14 protein-coding genes are annotated in these 14,101 nt (G+C 59.4%); 5 read left to right on the plus strand and 9 right to left on the minus strand.

Going from position 1 to position 14,101, the window contains the following annotated elements; all coding sequences use genetic code 11:
* Nucleotides 1-4 precede the first annotated feature (4 nt).
* Together FT726_RS10020 and tesB are read left to right on the plus strand one after the other, a co-directional pair.
* Complete coding sequence (locus FT726_RS10020; protein WP_153010201.1) at nucleotides 5-196, plus strand: hypothetical protein; 192 nt, start codon at nucleotides 5-7, stop codon at nucleotides 194-196.
* A complete protein-coding gene (gene tesB, locus FT726_RS10025; protein ID WP_058757950.1) occupies nucleotides 193-1,056 on the plus strand; it encodes an acyl-CoA thioesterase II in 864 nt (287 codons plus the stop codon). The genes FT726_RS10020 and tesB overlap by 4 nt, the downstream gene beginning before the upstream one ends.
* Nucleotides 1,057-1,128: 72 nt before the next feature.
* Here tesB and amtB read toward each other — a convergent pair whose 3' ends face one another.
* The 5 genes from amtB to FT726_RS10050 form a co-directional block, all read right to left on the minus strand.
* Nucleotides 1,129-2,418 carry an ammonium transporter AmtB gene (amtB, locus tag FT726_RS10030; protein ID WP_058757951.1) on the minus strand — a complete coding sequence of 430 codons (1,290 nt, stop codon included), beginning with the start codon at nucleotides 2,416-2,418 and terminating at the stop codon, nucleotides 1,129-1,131.
* A gap of 33 nt (nucleotides 2,419-2,451) precedes the next feature.
* Nucleotides 2,452-2,790, minus strand: a complete 339-nt coding sequence (gene glnK, locus FT726_RS10035; protein WP_007886947.1) for a P-II family nitrogen regulator — start codon at nucleotides 2,788-2,790, stop codon at nucleotides 2,452-2,454.
* 259 nt (nucleotides 2,791-3,049) lie between these two features.
* Nucleotides 3,050-4,825, minus strand: coding sequence for a SmdB family multidrug efflux ABC transporter permease/ATP-binding protein (locus FT726_RS10040; protein ID WP_346302766.1), 1,776 nt, complete (start codon nucleotides 4,823-4,825; stop codon nucleotides 3,050-3,052).
* Nucleotides 4,818-6,587 carry a SmdA family multidrug ABC transporter permease/ATP-binding protein gene (locus FT726_RS10045; RefSeq protein ID WP_346302767.1) on the minus strand — a complete coding sequence of 590 codons (1,770 nt, stop codon included), beginning with the start codon at nucleotides 6,585-6,587 and terminating at the stop codon, nucleotides 4,818-4,820. The genes FT726_RS10040 and FT726_RS10045 overlap by 8 nt, the downstream gene beginning before the upstream one ends.
* A 24-nt stretch (nucleotides 6,588-6,611) precedes the next feature.
* On the minus strand, nucleotides 6,612-7,073 hold the full coding sequence (locus FT726_RS10050) for an Lrp/AsnC family transcriptional regulator (RefSeq protein WP_021507196.1): 462 nt from the start codon (nucleotides 7,071-7,073) through the stop codon (nucleotides 6,612-6,614).
* A gap of 115 nt (nucleotides 7,074-7,188) precedes the next feature.
* On the opposite strand from FT726_RS10050, the gene FT726_RS10055 reads away from it, so the two are divergent.
* Nucleotides 7,189-8,223 (plus strand): PLP-dependent cysteine synthase family protein, encoded by a 1,035-nt coding sequence (locus FT726_RS10055; RefSeq protein ID WP_021507195.1) that lies wholly within the window; start codon nucleotides 7,189-7,191, stop codon nucleotides 8,221-8,223.
* Nucleotides 8,224-8,257: 34 nt separating this feature from the next.
* On the opposite strand, the gene cof is transcribed toward FT726_RS10055, so the two are convergent.
* Nucleotides 8,258-9,079 (minus strand): HMP-PP phosphatase, encoded by an 822-nt coding sequence (gene cof, locus FT726_RS10060; protein ID WP_278427360.1) that lies wholly within the window; start codon nucleotides 9,077-9,079, stop codon nucleotides 8,258-8,260.
* A gap of 93 nt (nucleotides 9,080-9,172) precedes the next feature.
* On the opposite strand from cof, the gene FT726_RS10065 reads away from it, so the two are divergent.
* Together FT726_RS10065 and queC are read left to right on the plus strand one after the other, a co-directional pair.
* Entirely contained in the window at nucleotides 9,173-10,888 is a 1,716-nt protein-coding gene (locus tag FT726_RS10065) for an SgrR family transcriptional regulator (RefSeq protein WP_346302768.1), read from the plus strand.
* Nucleotides 10,889-10,914: 26 nt separating this feature from the next.
* Nucleotides 10,915-11,610 (plus strand): 7-cyano-7-deazaguanine synthase QueC, encoded by a 696-nt coding sequence (gene queC, locus FT726_RS10070; protein ID WP_058757956.1) that lies wholly within the window; start codon nucleotides 10,915-10,917, stop codon nucleotides 11,608-11,610.
* A gap of 44 nt (nucleotides 11,611-11,654) precedes the next feature.
* Here queC and FT726_RS10075 read toward each other — a convergent pair whose 3' ends face one another.
* The 3 genes from FT726_RS10075 to ppiD all read right to left on the minus strand — a co-directional run.
* Complete coding sequence (locus FT726_RS10075) at nucleotides 11,655-12,062, minus strand: thioesterase family protein (RefSeq protein ID WP_058769390.1); 408 nt, start codon at nucleotides 12,060-12,062, stop codon at nucleotides 11,655-11,657.
* Between the two features lie 101 nt (nucleotides 12,063-12,163).
* Nucleotides 12,164-12,487, minus strand: a complete 324-nt coding sequence (locus FT726_RS10080) for a helix-hairpin-helix domain-containing protein (protein ID WP_346302769.1) — start codon at nucleotides 12,485-12,487, stop codon at nucleotides 12,164-12,166.
* Nucleotides 12,488-12,626: 139 nt separating this feature from the next.
* The coding region (gene ppiD / locus FT726_RS10085) for a peptidylprolyl isomerase (RefSeq protein ID WP_346302770.1) at nucleotides 12,627-14,101 on the minus strand (1,475 nt) is incomplete at its 5' end.

Consider the following 14,101-nt stretch of genomic DNA (forward strand, 5'->3'; position numbering starts at 1 on the left):
CCTTATGAACACTATGATTGTCGGCGGTAAATTTATTGGCTGGGTTTTCCACCGCCGATTGCTGTTAATTCTGGCACAAAAATCCCCTTTGCGCCTGAAGCCCCGCCATCCTGCTGAAAACCGGGTAAAAGCGTTGCGCAAACTGGTCGGATCTTTCACACTGACGCCATTGGCATCACTGAGGAATCCGTTATGAGCCAGGCACTGCACAACCTGCTTAATTTATTGAATCTGGAAAAACTGGAAGAGGGTCTGTTTCGCGGCCAGAGTGAAGATCTCGGCCTGCGCCAGGTGTTTGGCGGCCAGGTGGTGGGACAGGCGCTGTATGCGGCAAAACAAACCGTGCCGGAAGCCCGTATCATTCACTCCTTCCACAGCTACTTTCTGCGCCCGGGCGACAGCCAGAAAGCCATTATTTACGATGTGGAAACCCTGCGCGACGGCAAAAGCTTCAGCGCCCGCCGCGTCAGCGCCGTACAAAACGGTCAGCCGATCTTCTACATGACCGCCTCCTTTCAGGCACCGGAAAATGGCTTCGAGCATCAGAACAGCATGCCGCAGGTGCCGGGACCCGATAACCTGCCCTCCGAGCAGGATCTCGCCCACCGACTGGCTGCGCACCTGCCGCTCAAGCTGAAAGAAAAATTCCTCGCCGAGCGCCCGCTGGATATCCGTCCGGTGCAGATCCACAATCCGCTGAAAGGCCACGTTGATGAGCCGCTGCGCCAGGTCTGGGTGCGTGCCAATGGCCAGCTGCCGGACGATCGCCGCATTCATCAATATCTGCTGGGCTACGCTTCCGATCTCAACTTTCTGCCAGTCGCGCTGCAGCCGCATGGCAAAGGCTTCCTTGAGCCGGATATGCAGGTGGCGACGATTGACCACTCCATGTGGTTCCACCGTCCATTCGATCTCTCGGAGTGGCTCCTGTACAGCGTGGTAAGCACTTCAGCGTCCGGCGCGCGCGGCTTCGTGCGCGGTGAGTTCTTCAGCCAGGACGGCACGCTGGTGGCGACGACGGTGCAGGAAGGGGTGATGCGTCAGCGCGAAGCATAAAAAAAGGGGCGATTATCTCGCCCCTTCCTCATCATTATAGTTATAGCGCACTGCTCTTCTGCCAGCCGGCACTTACTGGTTGTAAGCGTTCTCGCCGTGGCTGTTCACATCCAGACCTTCACGTTCCTGTTCTTCCGGTACGCGCAGGCCAACAATCATATCTGCCAGCTTGAAGCCGATGAAGGCAACCACGCCAGACCAGACGATGGTCAGGCCACAGCTGAACAGCTGAACCCAAACCTGATGGCCCATGGTCACGCCTTCTGCGTAGCCCACGCCGCCCAGTGACGAGGAGGCAAACACGCCGGTCAGGACACAACCGAGGATACCGCACACGCCGTGCACACCGAACACGTCGCACGGGTCATCCACGCGCAGCCATTTCTTCAGCGTGGTCACACCCCAGATACCTGCCAGGCCACCGGCCAGACCGATAATCAGTGCGCCGCCGACGCCGACATAACCACAGGCTGGCGTGATGGCAACCAGACCGGCGATGAAGCCAGAAGACGCACCCAGCAGTGAAGGCTTACCGCGCAGCGCCCACTCACCGAACACCCACGACAGCACGGCACCCGCAGTGGCCACCACGGTATTCAGGAAGGCCAGCGCCGCGATTTCGTTAGCGGAAGACGCAGAGCCGGCGTTGAAGCCGAACCAGCCAACGTACAGAATCGCGGTACCGGTAAACACCATCGGCAGGTTATGCGGTTTGAACGCTTCTTTACCGAAGCCAGCACGCTTGCCTACCAGGTAAGCACCAACCAGACCGGCAACGGCGGCGTTGATGTGCACCACGGTACCGCCAGCGAAGTCCAGCGCGCCATCCTGTGCCAGGAAGCCGCCAGCCCACACCATATGTGCGATAGGCAGATAGGCCAGCGTCAGCCACACCAGCACGAAAATCAGTACCGCCGAGAAGCGAATACGCTCAGCCAGCGAACCAACAATCAGCCCCACGGTGATACAGGCGAAGGAAGCCTGGAACGCCACGTGAATGTACTGATAGAAGCTGCCCATCACCGCTTTCAGCTCGATATTTTTCAGCATTGCCCACTGGAAGTTACCGAAGAAGGCATTGCCTTCGCTGAACGCCAGCGAGTAGCCGTAGACGATCCACAGTACGCACACTAACGCGAACGTCACCGCGACCTGCGTCAGCATCGACAGCACGTTTTTGCCGCGAATCAGGCCGCCGTAAAACAGGGCAATGCCGGGAATTGTCATGAACAGTACCAGCGCGGTACAAATCATCATAAACGCGTTATCGGCTTTATCCGCTACGGCAGGCGCAGCTGCCATCGCAAGAGACGGTAACAGCGCCAGGCTGGTGAGGCCCAACTTAGTCATTACTTTATTCATTTCTTTCCATCCCATCACAATTCAGAGCCCCAGTTACAGTGCTGCTTCGTCGGTCTCGCCGGTACGAATACGAATCACGCGCTGCAGTTCCGCGACGAAAATTTTGCCGTCGCCAATTTTGCCGGTGTACGCGGCTTTGCTGATCACATCCACCACTTCATCCAGCTGATCGTCCGCAATCGCAATATCGATTTTTACTTTTGGCAGGAAGTTAACGCTGTACTCGGCACCGCGGTACAGTTCTGCATGGCCTTTCTGACGACCGAAGCCTTTCACTTCGGTCACGGTCAGGCCCTGAATGCCAATGGAGGATAAGGCTTCACGCACGTCCTCCAGCTTAAATGGTTTGATTACCACGGTAACCAGCTTCATACGTTCCCCTCCGGATATAAAAATAGGTGAGTCTTCGCGGACACGCAGAGAGTTAAGCAAAGGCTGTGCCACAAATGGCAAAAGTGGTCGCTAAGGCTGCCGGGCGCAGAGTATCGCGCTCCGGTATGGCGTAACGGGCAAGGTTTTCATTCGGAAAAACAGAAAGGTGGGACTTTACTGCACTCCTTTGGTGCTTGCGGCCTCAAAGGAGTGCATCAATACAGAACATTCCGATAAATCTGCGCAAAAAAGGTGCAAATCACCCCTCTGCCGTTGCGGGTATGCCCGCCGCGAGTTCATCGCCGGCCTGCTGCAGCTGGTACATCTGCCAGTAACGGCCCTGCTGCGCCAGCAGTTCGGTGTGTGTGCCGCGTTCGACCACCTGACCACGGTGCAGCACCAGAATCTGATCCGCTTCGGTGATGGTGGAAAGACGGTGAGCAATCACCACCAGCGTGCTGTGCTGACGCAGCGTGCGCAGCGCCTGCTGAATCGCCTGCTCGGTGCCTGAGTCGATATTGGCAGTGGCCTCATCGAGGATCAGAATCTGCGGCAGCGACACCAGCACGCGCGCCAGCGCCAGCAGCTGTTTCTGCCCGACCGACAGCGTGTTCCCCTGCTCACCGAGCCGGGTATGAATGCCGTCGCGCATCGCGCGGGCCAGCGATGCCAGCTGCACCTTCTCCAGCGCGCGCCACACGTCCTCTTCGCTGATATCGCGTCCAAGGCGCACGTTGGCCAATAGCGTATCGGCCAGTACCACCGGATCCTGTTGCACCATCGCCACGCTGCCGCGCAGCGCATCGTGCGTCAGCTGGCGCAGCGGGCGGCCATCCAGCTCAATGCTGCCACGCGTCACCGGATAGTAGCCCATCAGCAGATTGGCTAAGGTGCTTTTGCCGCTGCCGGTATGGCCGACCAGTGCCACGAAGCCGCGCGCCGGCACCTCGAGATCGATATGGCTGAGCACGTCGCGGTTGTCGCGGTAGGCAAAGCTGACGTCGCGCAGGGTGATACGCCCGGAAGCCAGCGGCTGAGCGTCACTGCCGTAGCCCTGCTGCGCCGCATCCATCAGTTCAAAAATACGTTCGCCCGACACCACTGCCTGCTGCAGCATTGACTGCTGCGTGGTGAGCTCAATCAGTGGCTCGTTAAGGCGACCAAGATAAGTGATAAAGGCGTAGAGCACGCCAACCTCAAACACACCCGGCGTGGCAAAGCTGAACAGCATTAGCAGACCGCACAAAATCAGTGCAGAAAACAGGCTGAGCAGCGGACGCAGCAGAAAGCCGTCCAGCCGCAGCGTCTCCATCCGCGCCAGATAGTGTGAACGGCTGGCTTCGCCCATGCGCTCGCCAAAGCGCGCCTGCTGGCGAAACTGCTGGATCACACTCATGCCGTTAATCACTTCGTTGAAGCCATTATTGATTTCGGCCAGATAGTTACGTACGCGGCGCGCAATCGGCGTGCTGTAGCGCTGATAGATCAGCATCACCGTTAACACCAGCGGGAAAATCACCAGCGCCACCAGCGCCATACGCCAGTCGAGTGCAAACATCGCCACCAGCATCGCGCCAATCAGCGCAGCGCTGCGCAGCACAGTGGCCACCACCGTGACGTAAAGATCTTTGATCACTTCGGTGTCGTTGGTGACGCGCGAAATAATCTGCCCCACCGGCTGAGTGTCGAAAGCACTGAGCGGCTGGCGCAGCGCCGCATTCATCACGTCGACGCGCAGTTGCTGCACAACGCCAATCGCCGCGCGGTTAAACAGCAGCGCCTGGAAATAGTGCAGACCCGCTGCCAGCAGCTGCAGCAGCACAAAGCCCACCAGCAGCCCGGCCACGATGCCCCACGGCATCTGGTGTTTTGCCACCAGGTTATCGATAAAATAACTCACCAGCACCGGGCCGGTGACTTCGGCAGCGGCAGCGATCCACAGCATGCCGACGGCCAACCACAGCGATTTGCGCCACGGTTTACCGTAGGCCAGCAGGCGTTTCAGCGTTGGCCATAAGCGTTGCGATTTAGCCATGGTCGGCTCCCTGTTCTGCCTCATCCTCATCCAGCGCGGCTTCCAGCTGCTGATAGCGATACATATCGCGATACCAGCCCGGCTGCGCCGCCAGCGTATCGTGATCGCCACGCTGTGCCACTGCGCCCTGCTGCAATACCAGAATCTCGCTGGCTTCGGTCAGCGCCGACAGCCGATGCGCGCTGATGATCAGCGTGCGCCCTTTGCCCCACAGGCGCAGGTTATGCAGGATTTCATGTTCGGTACGGCCATCAACCGCCGACAGCGCATCGTCGAGGATCAGAATCTCCGCGTTGAGCAACAGCGCACGCGCAATGGCGATGCGCTGTTTCTGCCCGCCAGAGAGCATGACGCCGCGCTCGCCCACTTCGGTAGCGTAACCCTGCGGCAGACGCAGAATGTCATCGTGCACGCAGGCCATCTGCGCCACGCGCTCGATCTCTTCCTGCGTTGCCTCCGGGCGGCCCAGCGCCAGGTTATTCGCAACGGTATCGGAAAACAGGAACGGCGTCTGACTGACCACCGCCAGCCGGCTGCGCCAGCTGTCCAGCCGCAGCTGCGGCAGCGGAATGGCGTGATAGCAAATCTCGCCCTGATCGATATCAAAATGGCGCTGAATCAGGCTCAGCAGCGTGCTTTTGCCGCAGCCGGTAGGCCCGCACAGCCCAAGCATCTGCCCCGGTTGTAGCTGGAAATGCACGTTGCTCAGCACCGGCGCGCTGCTCGCCGGATAGTGGAAGGCGCGGATCGCCACCTGCAGCACGCCCGCATCCGCCGGCAGTGGCTGCTGACCATCCTCAACCGCAGGCGCTTCCGCCAGCAGCGCGCGAATGCGGCTCCACGCCGCGCTGCCGCGCTCAACGATGTTAATCATCCACGCCAGCGCCAGCATCGGCCAAATCATCAGCCCTAAGTACATGACGAAGCTGGTGAGCTGCCCGAGCGTCAGTGAACCGTGCCACACCATCCAGCCGCCACCGCCAATCGCCAGCAAATTCGAAAAGCCCACGGCGATATAAATGATGGGATCGAAGCGCGCATCGACGCGCGCCACGTGCAGATTTTTGCGGCCGGTGTCGCTGGCGATATCGGCAAACTGGCTCGACTGATGATCTTCCAGGCCAAAGGCTTTGATCATGCGGATGCTGGTCAGACTCTCCTGCGTTTGATCGTTCAGGCTGGAGAACGCCGCCTGCGCCACTTTGAAGCGCTGATGCAGGCGCGCGCCGTCTTTCTGGATCACCAGCGCCATAATCGGCATAGGAATCAGCGCCAGCAGTGTCAGCTCCCAGCTGATCTGCACGCTCATTACCGCCAGCACGACCAGCCCCATCACCAGCGAATCCACCAGCGTCAGCACCCCCTCACCCGCGGCAAACACCACGCGATCGACATCGTTGGTCGCGCGCGCGATCAGATCGCCGGTACGGTGGCGCAGGTAAAACGCCGGATGCTGGCGGCTAAGCTGGCGGTAAAAATCTTCGCGCAACTCCACCGCCAGCTGGTAAGAGGCGCCGAACAACAGCACGCGCCAGACGTAGCGCAGCAAATAGACAATCACTGCGGTCACCAGCATCACGCCGATCCACAGAAAAATTTCGCCGCGCGTCAGGCTGTGCTGGGTCACGCCGTCGACAATCACGCCGACCAGATGCGGAGGCAGCAGCTGCAGCAGCGCAATGATAATCAGCAAGCTGATGGCGCCCAGATAGCGCCGCCACTCGCGCAAAAAATACCAACTTAACTGGCTGAATAATCGCACAAAACAATCTCTTGTGATGCCCGTTCAGGGCGCTACCGGCAAGGCGGTGGTGTATTTAATCTCTTCCATAGCGAAGCTGGAGGTGACGTCAATCAGCCCCGGCACGCCGTTAACCAGACGCTTGTAAAACGCGTCGTAGCTCTTCATATCGGCCACCTGAATGCGCAGCAGGTAGTCGTACTCGCCCGCCATGCGGTAAAAGGCCATCACTTCCGGCATCTGCTGTACCACCGCGACAAACTGCTGAAACCAGTCGCTGCTGTGCTGCTGGGTTTTGATCAGCATAAAGGCGGTGAGCGACAGACCGAGCTTTTCACCATCCAGCAACGCGACGCGCGCCCGAATAATGCCATCATCTTCCAGCTTTTTCAGGCGCTTCCAGCACGGCGTGGTGGTGAGATTCACCGCATCGGCCAGCGCCTGCAGCGACAGCGTGCAGTCTTTTTGCAGCAGCGCCAGCAGTGTGCGGTCAGTTTTATCTAGCATTCGCCACCTCAGGAGAAAAATTTTCTCTTATTTGCCAATTATAACCAACTTTTAGCAACCTCTTTTTCCTGCCAGTGCCTTACACTGAGCGCAATCTCGCTGCCGGAATCGCACCATGCAAACGCCCTGGGTTCGCCACGCTATCAATGAAATTAACGCCGACTTTCAGCGCTCCGCTGATACGCACCTGATCCGTTTTACGCTGGACGATTTCCCCGGCATTCGCTTTTATCTTAAGGATGAAAGCACCCATCCAAGCGGCAGCCTGAAACATCGCCTGGCGCGTTCGCTGTTTCTCTATGGTCTGGCCAATGGCTGGATTGGAGAAAACACGCCGATCATCGAAGCCTCCTCCGGCAGCACCGCGGTGTCGGAAGCCTATTTTGCCCGTCTGCTCGGCCTGCCGTTTATCGCCGTGATGCCAGCCAGTACCGCACGGCGCAAAATCGAGCTGATCCGCTTTTACGGCGGGGAGTGCCACTTCGTCGCCGATCCGTGCCAGCTGTACAGCGAATCCGAGCGTCTGGCGCGTGAACTCAACGGTCATTTTATGGATCAGTTTACCTACGCCGAACGCGCCACCGACTGGCGCGGCAACAACAATATTGCCGAAAGCATTTTCCGCCAGATGGCGCATGAACCTTTCCCGGTGCCACACACCCTGATCATGAGCGCCGGCACCGGCGGCACCTCGGCTACGCTGGGGCGCTACATCCGCTATCAGGGCCACGACACGCGCCTGCTGGTGGTCGATCCGCAACACTCGGTGTTTTTCGATTACTGGCACAGCCGCGATCGTACGCTGCGCAGCGAGCGCGGCAGCCTGATTGAGGGGATTGGTCGCCCGCGCGTTGAGCCGTCGTTTTTACCGGATGTGATTGACGAAATGATGAAAGTGCCGGATGGCGCCACCGTGGCGGCCATGTTAAGGCTGGAGCAGATTCTCGGCCGGCGTCCGGGCGCCTCTACCGGCACCAATTTCTGGGGCATGCTGCAGGTGGCAAAACGGCTGCGTGCGCAGGGGCAGTCCGCCGCGCTGGTCACGCTGCTGTGTGACAGCGGCGAGCGCTATCCGGATACCTATTACAATCCGCAGTGGGTCGCTGAGCAGATCGGCGATATTCAGGCGTGGCAGCGCGAGCTGCAATAAAAAACCGGACATCCTGTCCGGTTCACTGTAAGCCTCAGCATTCGGGGGAATAATCGAGGTGTGGTGTGGTCATCCAGTGATTTAAGTAGTGAGACACCGCCTGTGTCTCGCAATGGCCAATGATCGGTAAATGGGGCAGCGAGGTTTTCAGCTGATGCATGGCGTTGCCCATGATAAAACCACGCCCGACGCGCTCCAGCATTTCGCGGTCGTTCATCGCATCGCCAAATGCCATGCAATCCGCCAGCGGCAGCGACAGATGCTGGCACAGCCGCGCCAGCGCGGCGCCTTTGTGGCAATCCACCGGTAAAACTTCCAGACACTCCCTGGCGGAGAAGCACAGGCTGGCGCGATCGCCAAGCGCCTGTTGCAGTTCAATCTTCAGCGCCAGCAGCATCTCATACGGCGCGATAAAGCAGATCTTGGTGACTTCATGTGCCGGCATGCGGCGCAAATCACGCAACTGATAGTGAAACCCGCTCATCGCGTGCGCTTCCAGCAATCCCGGGAGCGGTTTATCGGTAAACCAGCCTTCGTCATTAAAGATGTGGATCGATGCAGGAGTTTGCCAGTGACTGTGCAACACCTCTTCCGCCACCGATGGCGCCAGATCACAGCCATACAGCTGCCTGCCCTCGACATCGTGAATGCGCGTGCCGTTACCGGTGATCAGCCAGGCGGGCAAGGTGATCTGCTGACGTACTGCCTGCATATCCAGCAGGTGACGCCCCGTGGCAAACGCCAGTGTAACGCCACGCTGGTGTAGGGCGTTGAGGCTCTGCAGCGTCTCCGCACCTAAACGGTGGGTAGGCAGCAGCAGTGTACCGTCCATATCAAATGCCGCGAGGCGGGCCATAGCAACTCTCCGGTCTGAATGAGGGGTTTACTATCGCCTGGTAATTACGGAACTAATAGTGAATACTTTCAAAAAACTGTTCCGGGTTTAATCATGCGACGGCTTCATCGGGTTAATCAGTTTCAGCGCCTGTGGCAGCTTAGCCAGGGCGAAGCGCAGCGCATCAGCGTTGCGGCCATGGCGCAGCACTGCTTTTGCAGCGAGCGCCACGTGCGTACCCTGCTGCGGCAGTGGCAGCAGGCGGGCTGGCTGCAGTGGCACGGTGCGGCGGGACGCGGTAAACAGGGCGAACTGCGCTTTCTGCTCTCTCCCGAACAGCTGCGTCAGCAATTGCTCAGCCAGCAGCTGGCAGCCGGTGAAGCGGTACAGGCACTGCAGGTACTGGATGTCGCGCCTGAACGGCTGGTTAAAATGCTGCGCCCACTGATGGGCGGCCAGTGGCAGAACCAGGCACCGGTGCTGCGCATTCCCTATTATCGCGCGATGGAGGCGCTGGATCCGCTGCAGCTCACCGGACGCGCCGAGCAGCATCTGGTACGCCAGATTTTTTCCGGCCTGACGCGCTTTAACGCGGATGATGTCGAGGGCGATCTGGCACATCACTGGCAATACGATGCGCAGGGCCGCGAATGGTATTTCTGGCTGCGGCCGCTGCTCAGCTGGCACAACGACGAACCGGTGCAGGCGGCACAGCTGGTCCAGCAGTTGCAACGTATCATGCAGACGCCGCAGGGCGGCCGTCTGCTGGCGGCGGTGGAACACATCGATGCGCCACATCCGCTGGCGCTGCGTATCCGGCTGCGCACCAGCGATTACTGGCTGCCGCAGCGGCTGGCGCATCAGTTTTGCCTGCTGCCGCATCCGGAGCATGCCGATACCGGCAGCGGACCGTGGCGCCTGACGCACTTTACCCGCGAGCTGGTGCGGTTGGAGAGCCATGCGCGCTGGCACCATCAGCGCCCGCTGATTCAGGTGGTTGAATACTGGATTACGCCGCAGCTGTTCGAGCGCGGGCTGGGCACCAGCTGTCGCCATCCGGTGCAGATCGCCATTGGCGATCCCGACGAGCTGGACACGCTGCGGCCGGTGGATCGCAGCATCAGTCTCGGTTTCTGTTACCTGGCGCCGCGTTTCTCAGCTCGTTTCAGCCAGGCGCAGGCGAAAACGCTGCTCGCGCTGATTCAGCACAGCGGCGTTATTCAGCAGCTGCCGCTGGATGAAGGCTTAATTACGCCAACCGCAGAGCTGCTGCCCGGCTGGCCGCTGCCCGCCCCGCACCGCCCGGATGGCACACTGCCCGCAACGCTGACGCTGCATTATCACCTGCCCATCGAACTGCACGTCATGGCGCAGGCGCTGGTGCCGCTGATGGCGGCACAGGGCTGTACCCTCACCTGCGTATTTCACGACGTCAAAAGCTGGCGCGACGACATCGATCTGAGTGACGCCGACATCATCATGGGCGACCGTCTGATTGGTGATGCGCCGCAGTTTACCCTGGTGAACTGGCTGGAAAATGATGCGGCCTGGCAACCGCTGCGTCCGGCGGTACTGCAGGCACCGCTGCACGCTATCGCACGTCAGGCCAGTCCGGCACTGCGCAGCGCCGCGATTCATCAGCTGTTTCAGCAGTTAATGCGCGACGGCCATCTGCTGCCGCTGTTTAACTATCGCTACCAGGTGTTTGCTCCGCCAGGCGTCGAAGGTATTCAGCTTAACAGCATGGGCTGGTTCGATTTCACCCGCGCCTGGATCCCGCCGCCTGCCGCAGGCGGTGCTGTTCAGCCCGCGCCGGAGCCAGTACCATAGGCGCACTGATTTATGGGGAAGAAAACATGAAACGAGCCGTTGTCGTATTCAGTGGCGGACAAGACTCCACCACCTGTCTGATTCAGGCGCTGCAGCAGTATGATGAAGTGCACTGCGTGACCTTTGATTATGGTCAGCGCCATCGCGAAGAGATCAGCGTCGCCGCAGAGCTGGCGCACCAGCTGGGCGCGCGGGCGCACAAAGTGCTGGACGTCACGCTGCTCAATGAACTGGCGGTCAGCAGCCTGACGCGCGATAACATCCCGGTGCCAGCCTACAATCCACAGGCCAGCGGCCTGCCCAGCACCTTCGTGCCGGGACGTAACATCCTGTTTCTGACGCTGGCCTCAATTTATGCCTATCAGGTGGAAGCCGAAGCGGTGATCACCGGCGTATGTGAAACCGATTTTTCCGGCTACCCGGATTGCCGCGACGAGTTTGTCAAAGCGCTGAACAACGCCGTCACTCTCGGCATGGCGCGCGACGTGCGTTTTGAAACGCCGCTGATGTGGCTGAATAAAGCAGAAACCTGGGCGCTGGCGGACTACTGGCAGCAGCTGCCGCTGGTCCGTTCGGAGACGCTAACCTGCTACAACGGCGTTAAAGGCGACGGCTGTGGTGAGTGCGCGGCCTGCCACCTGCGCGCGCGCGGTCTGGCCGATTACCAGGCCAATGCGGCCAGCGTGATGGCGGCGATGAAACAGAAAAGCGGCCTGCGCTGATTGCGGCCGCGCTGCGGGCTGGCGTGCTTTCGGGGCATGCCAGCTCAGGAAGGCGCGGTCATCAATGCCGCCAGGCGTTCACGTAACTCCCCTTCCAGCGGCACGGTTTTTTGCGTGCGCAAATCGATGCAGACGAAGGTCAGCGCCGCATCCGCCACCAGCGTGTTATCACCCGCCAGCACCACCCGCTGTAAAATAATGCCGCTTTTGCCGTTGAGCTGCGAGACCTCGCTCTCAATGTGCAGCACGTCGCCCAGCACCGCCGGACGACGATAGTTAATGTTGATATTCACCACCACAAACGCCAGCTGCTGCTCCAGCAGCCAGTGAAAGGCATCGGCATCTTCCAGCCACTGCCAGCGCGCCTCTTCCAGAAATTCCAGGTAGCGCGCATTGTTCACATGCTGATAGACGTCAAGATGATAGCCGCGCACTTTGATGGTGGTTTGCATGATTGCTCCTGTTCAGGCTGTGAATGACAACTGGTTGGACCTGTTGAGCATAGCACAGCCTGATGGGCCGCTTTAGCAATCCTTCAGAGTCGCGAGCCGCTTCACAATTTCAGCCGCGCGCTGTTCCGCTCCACCAGCGCACTGCCAATACCCGGCACTTCTTTCAGCTGCTCAATGGCGCTGAAGGGCCCGTACTGCTCACGATAGCTGACAATCGCCTGCTCTTTTTTCAGTCCAATACCGTTCATGGCGGTGGCCAGCTGCTCGGCCGTGGCCTGATTGATGCTGACCTGTTCCGGCTGCGGCGTGGACACCTGCGTCGCCTGCGTTTCACTGGGGCTTTCCGCCGCCGCCAGTCCGCTGGTCCAGAGCGCGCCGCCCAGCGCCAGCGTGATGCAAAAGGCACGAAATGTTGATTTAACCATGCTGTGTTTCTCCTTGTGTTTGACAGCCACTGCAGGGTGGCACAAGCGAGAAACGCACTCAAAAGGCGATGATCAGAAATGGAAAAGGCCGCAGAAGCGGCCTTTCGGTATTGCAGCAGTTTACCTTTTTTTGTGAGGCTTACTGGTTTTGTGCGGCGGCGCCGTACTTAATCTTCGCCGCTTTACGCAGGTTTTCCAGCAGCGCTTCAAAGGCAATCTGCGCGTTGTTTTGCGTCACGCCTTTTACCATTTCATCGATCTGCGCCTGCGGCATGTTGCCCGCGCTGACCTTATCCAGCGCGACCAGCACCACGTTGCCCTGCATATCTTCGCTGACACCCCAAGACGGCTTGTTATCCGCTGGCTGTGGCAGGTTGAATGCGGCCTGAGCCACCGGATCCTGGGCGTTGCGATCGACGGTTTTGCTGGCGCTCAGCGTCAGGCCAGCCGCCTGTAGCGCGTCCTGTTTGCCCGCTTTCAGCTCGGTCAGCAGTTTGTCTGCCTGCGCTTTGGCCTGCTGCGTCGCTTTGTCATGCTTCAGGCTGTCGGCAATCTGCGCCTTGACCTGATCCAGCGGTTTAACCGCTTCCGGTTTATGCTCGCTGATGCGCAACACAAACGCCCGATCGCCATCGACGCTGATGATGTCAGAGTTGTTGCCCGGCGCGCCGTTCTGACCGGTCAGGCCACCGTTGAAGATCGCCTGTTTAACCGCATCGAAATCGAGATCGGCCGGCACGTTATCGCGGGTGATCCAGCCCGTTTCCACCACTTTCAGACCAGATGCCTGTGCGGCGCCCGCCAGGGATTCGTTGTCGTTGCTGGCGGCTTCGCTCACCTTCTGCTGCATCTTATAGAAGGCGTCGACGGCTTTTTCCTGCTTCACTTTATCCGCCACCGCGTCGTGCACCTCCGCCAGCGGTTTAACCTGCTCTGGCTGGATATCGTCCAGACGCACCACCAGGAAACCGACTGAGGACTTGATCACGCCAGACAGCTGGCCTTTCTGCGTCAGGTTGGCGTTTTTCAGCTCATCCGGCGTGGTGTTCGGCTCCAGCCAGCCCATGTCGCCGCCTTTACGCGCAGAGATTGGGTCGATGGATTTGCTCTTCGCCAGCGTGGCGAAATCCTCGCCCTTTTTCAGCGCATCCAGCACTGCGTTGGCATCGGCTTCGGTTTTGGTCTGAATGATGCTGTAACGGTTGCGCTGCGGCTGTGAATAATCGGCTTTGTGCTGATCGTACCAGCTCTGAATATCCGCTTCGCTGGCGTTCTCCTGCAGGCTGGCCGCATCCATTTTGATGTAGCTGACGCGGAACTGCTCAGGTGCCATAAAGCTGCTCTGATGCTGCTGGTAGTACTGATTGATTTCGTCGTCGCTGGCGGTTTGTTTCGTGGCCAGCGCGTTAACGTCAATCACCGCCTGACGAATCTCGCGCTGCTGCGAGACCAGATCCACCAGCTTGCTGGTTTCACCCTTCAGCATGAAGTCGGTATTGGCGATGGCGTTAATCAGCTGCTGCGTCGCCAGCTGCTTGCGCAGCGCTTCGGCGTACTGATCGGCACTGAAACCCATGCTGGCGATCAGGCCGTTGTATTTCGCGTTGTCGAACT

Origin of the sequence: Pantoea sp. Morm, assembly GCF_016643525.1 — a bacterium.
In the GTDB taxonomy this organism is placed as follows: domain Bacteria; phylum Pseudomonadota; class Gammaproteobacteria; order Enterobacterales; family Enterobacteriaceae; genus Pantoea; species Pantoea dispersa.

Coding starts and splice junctions, on each gene's coding strand:
- amtB (WP_058757951.1), bottom strand. CDS start 2,418: ATGAATAAAGTAATGACTAAGTTGGGCCTCACCAGCCTGGCGCTGTTA.
- FT726_RS10040 (WP_346302766.1), bottom strand. CDS start 4,825: ATGGCTAAATCGCAACGCTTATGGCCAACGCTGAAACGCCTGCTGGCC.
- queC (WP_058757956.1), top strand. CDS start 10,915: ATGAAACGAGCCGTTGTCGTATTCAGTGGCGGACAAGACTCCACCACC.
- FT726_RS10020 (WP_153010201.1), top strand. CDS start 5: ATGAACACTATGATTGTCGGCGGTAAATTTATTGGCTGGGTTTTCCAC.
- FT726_RS10055 (WP_021507195.1), top strand. CDS start 7,189: ATGCAAACGCCCTGGGTTCGCCACGCTATCAATGAAATTAACGCCGAC.
- glnK (WP_007886947.1), bottom strand. CDS start 2,790: ATGAAGCTGGTTACCGTGGTAATCAAACCATTTAAGCTGGAGGACGTG.
- FT726_RS10075 (WP_058769390.1), bottom strand. CDS start 12,062: ATGCAAACCACCATCAAAGTGCGCGGCTATCATCTTGACGTCTATCAG.
- tesB (WP_058757950.1), top strand. CDS start 193: ATGAGCCAGGCACTGCACAACCTGCTTAATTTATTGAATCTGGAAAAA.
- FT726_RS10050 (WP_021507196.1), bottom strand. CDS start 7,073: ATGCTAGATAAAACTGACCGCACACTGCTGGCGCTGCTGCAAAAAGAC.
- FT726_RS10080 (WP_346302769.1), bottom strand. CDS start 12,487: ATGGTTAAATCAACATTTCGTGCCTTTTGCATCACGCTGGCGCTGGGC.
- FT726_RS10065 (WP_346302768.1), top strand. CDS start 9,173: ATGCGACGGCTTCATCGGGTTAATCAGTTTCAGCGCCTGTGGCAGCTT.
- cof (WP_278427360.1), bottom strand. CDS start 9,079: ATGGCCCGCCTCGCGGCATTTGATATGGACGGTACACTGCTGCTGCCT.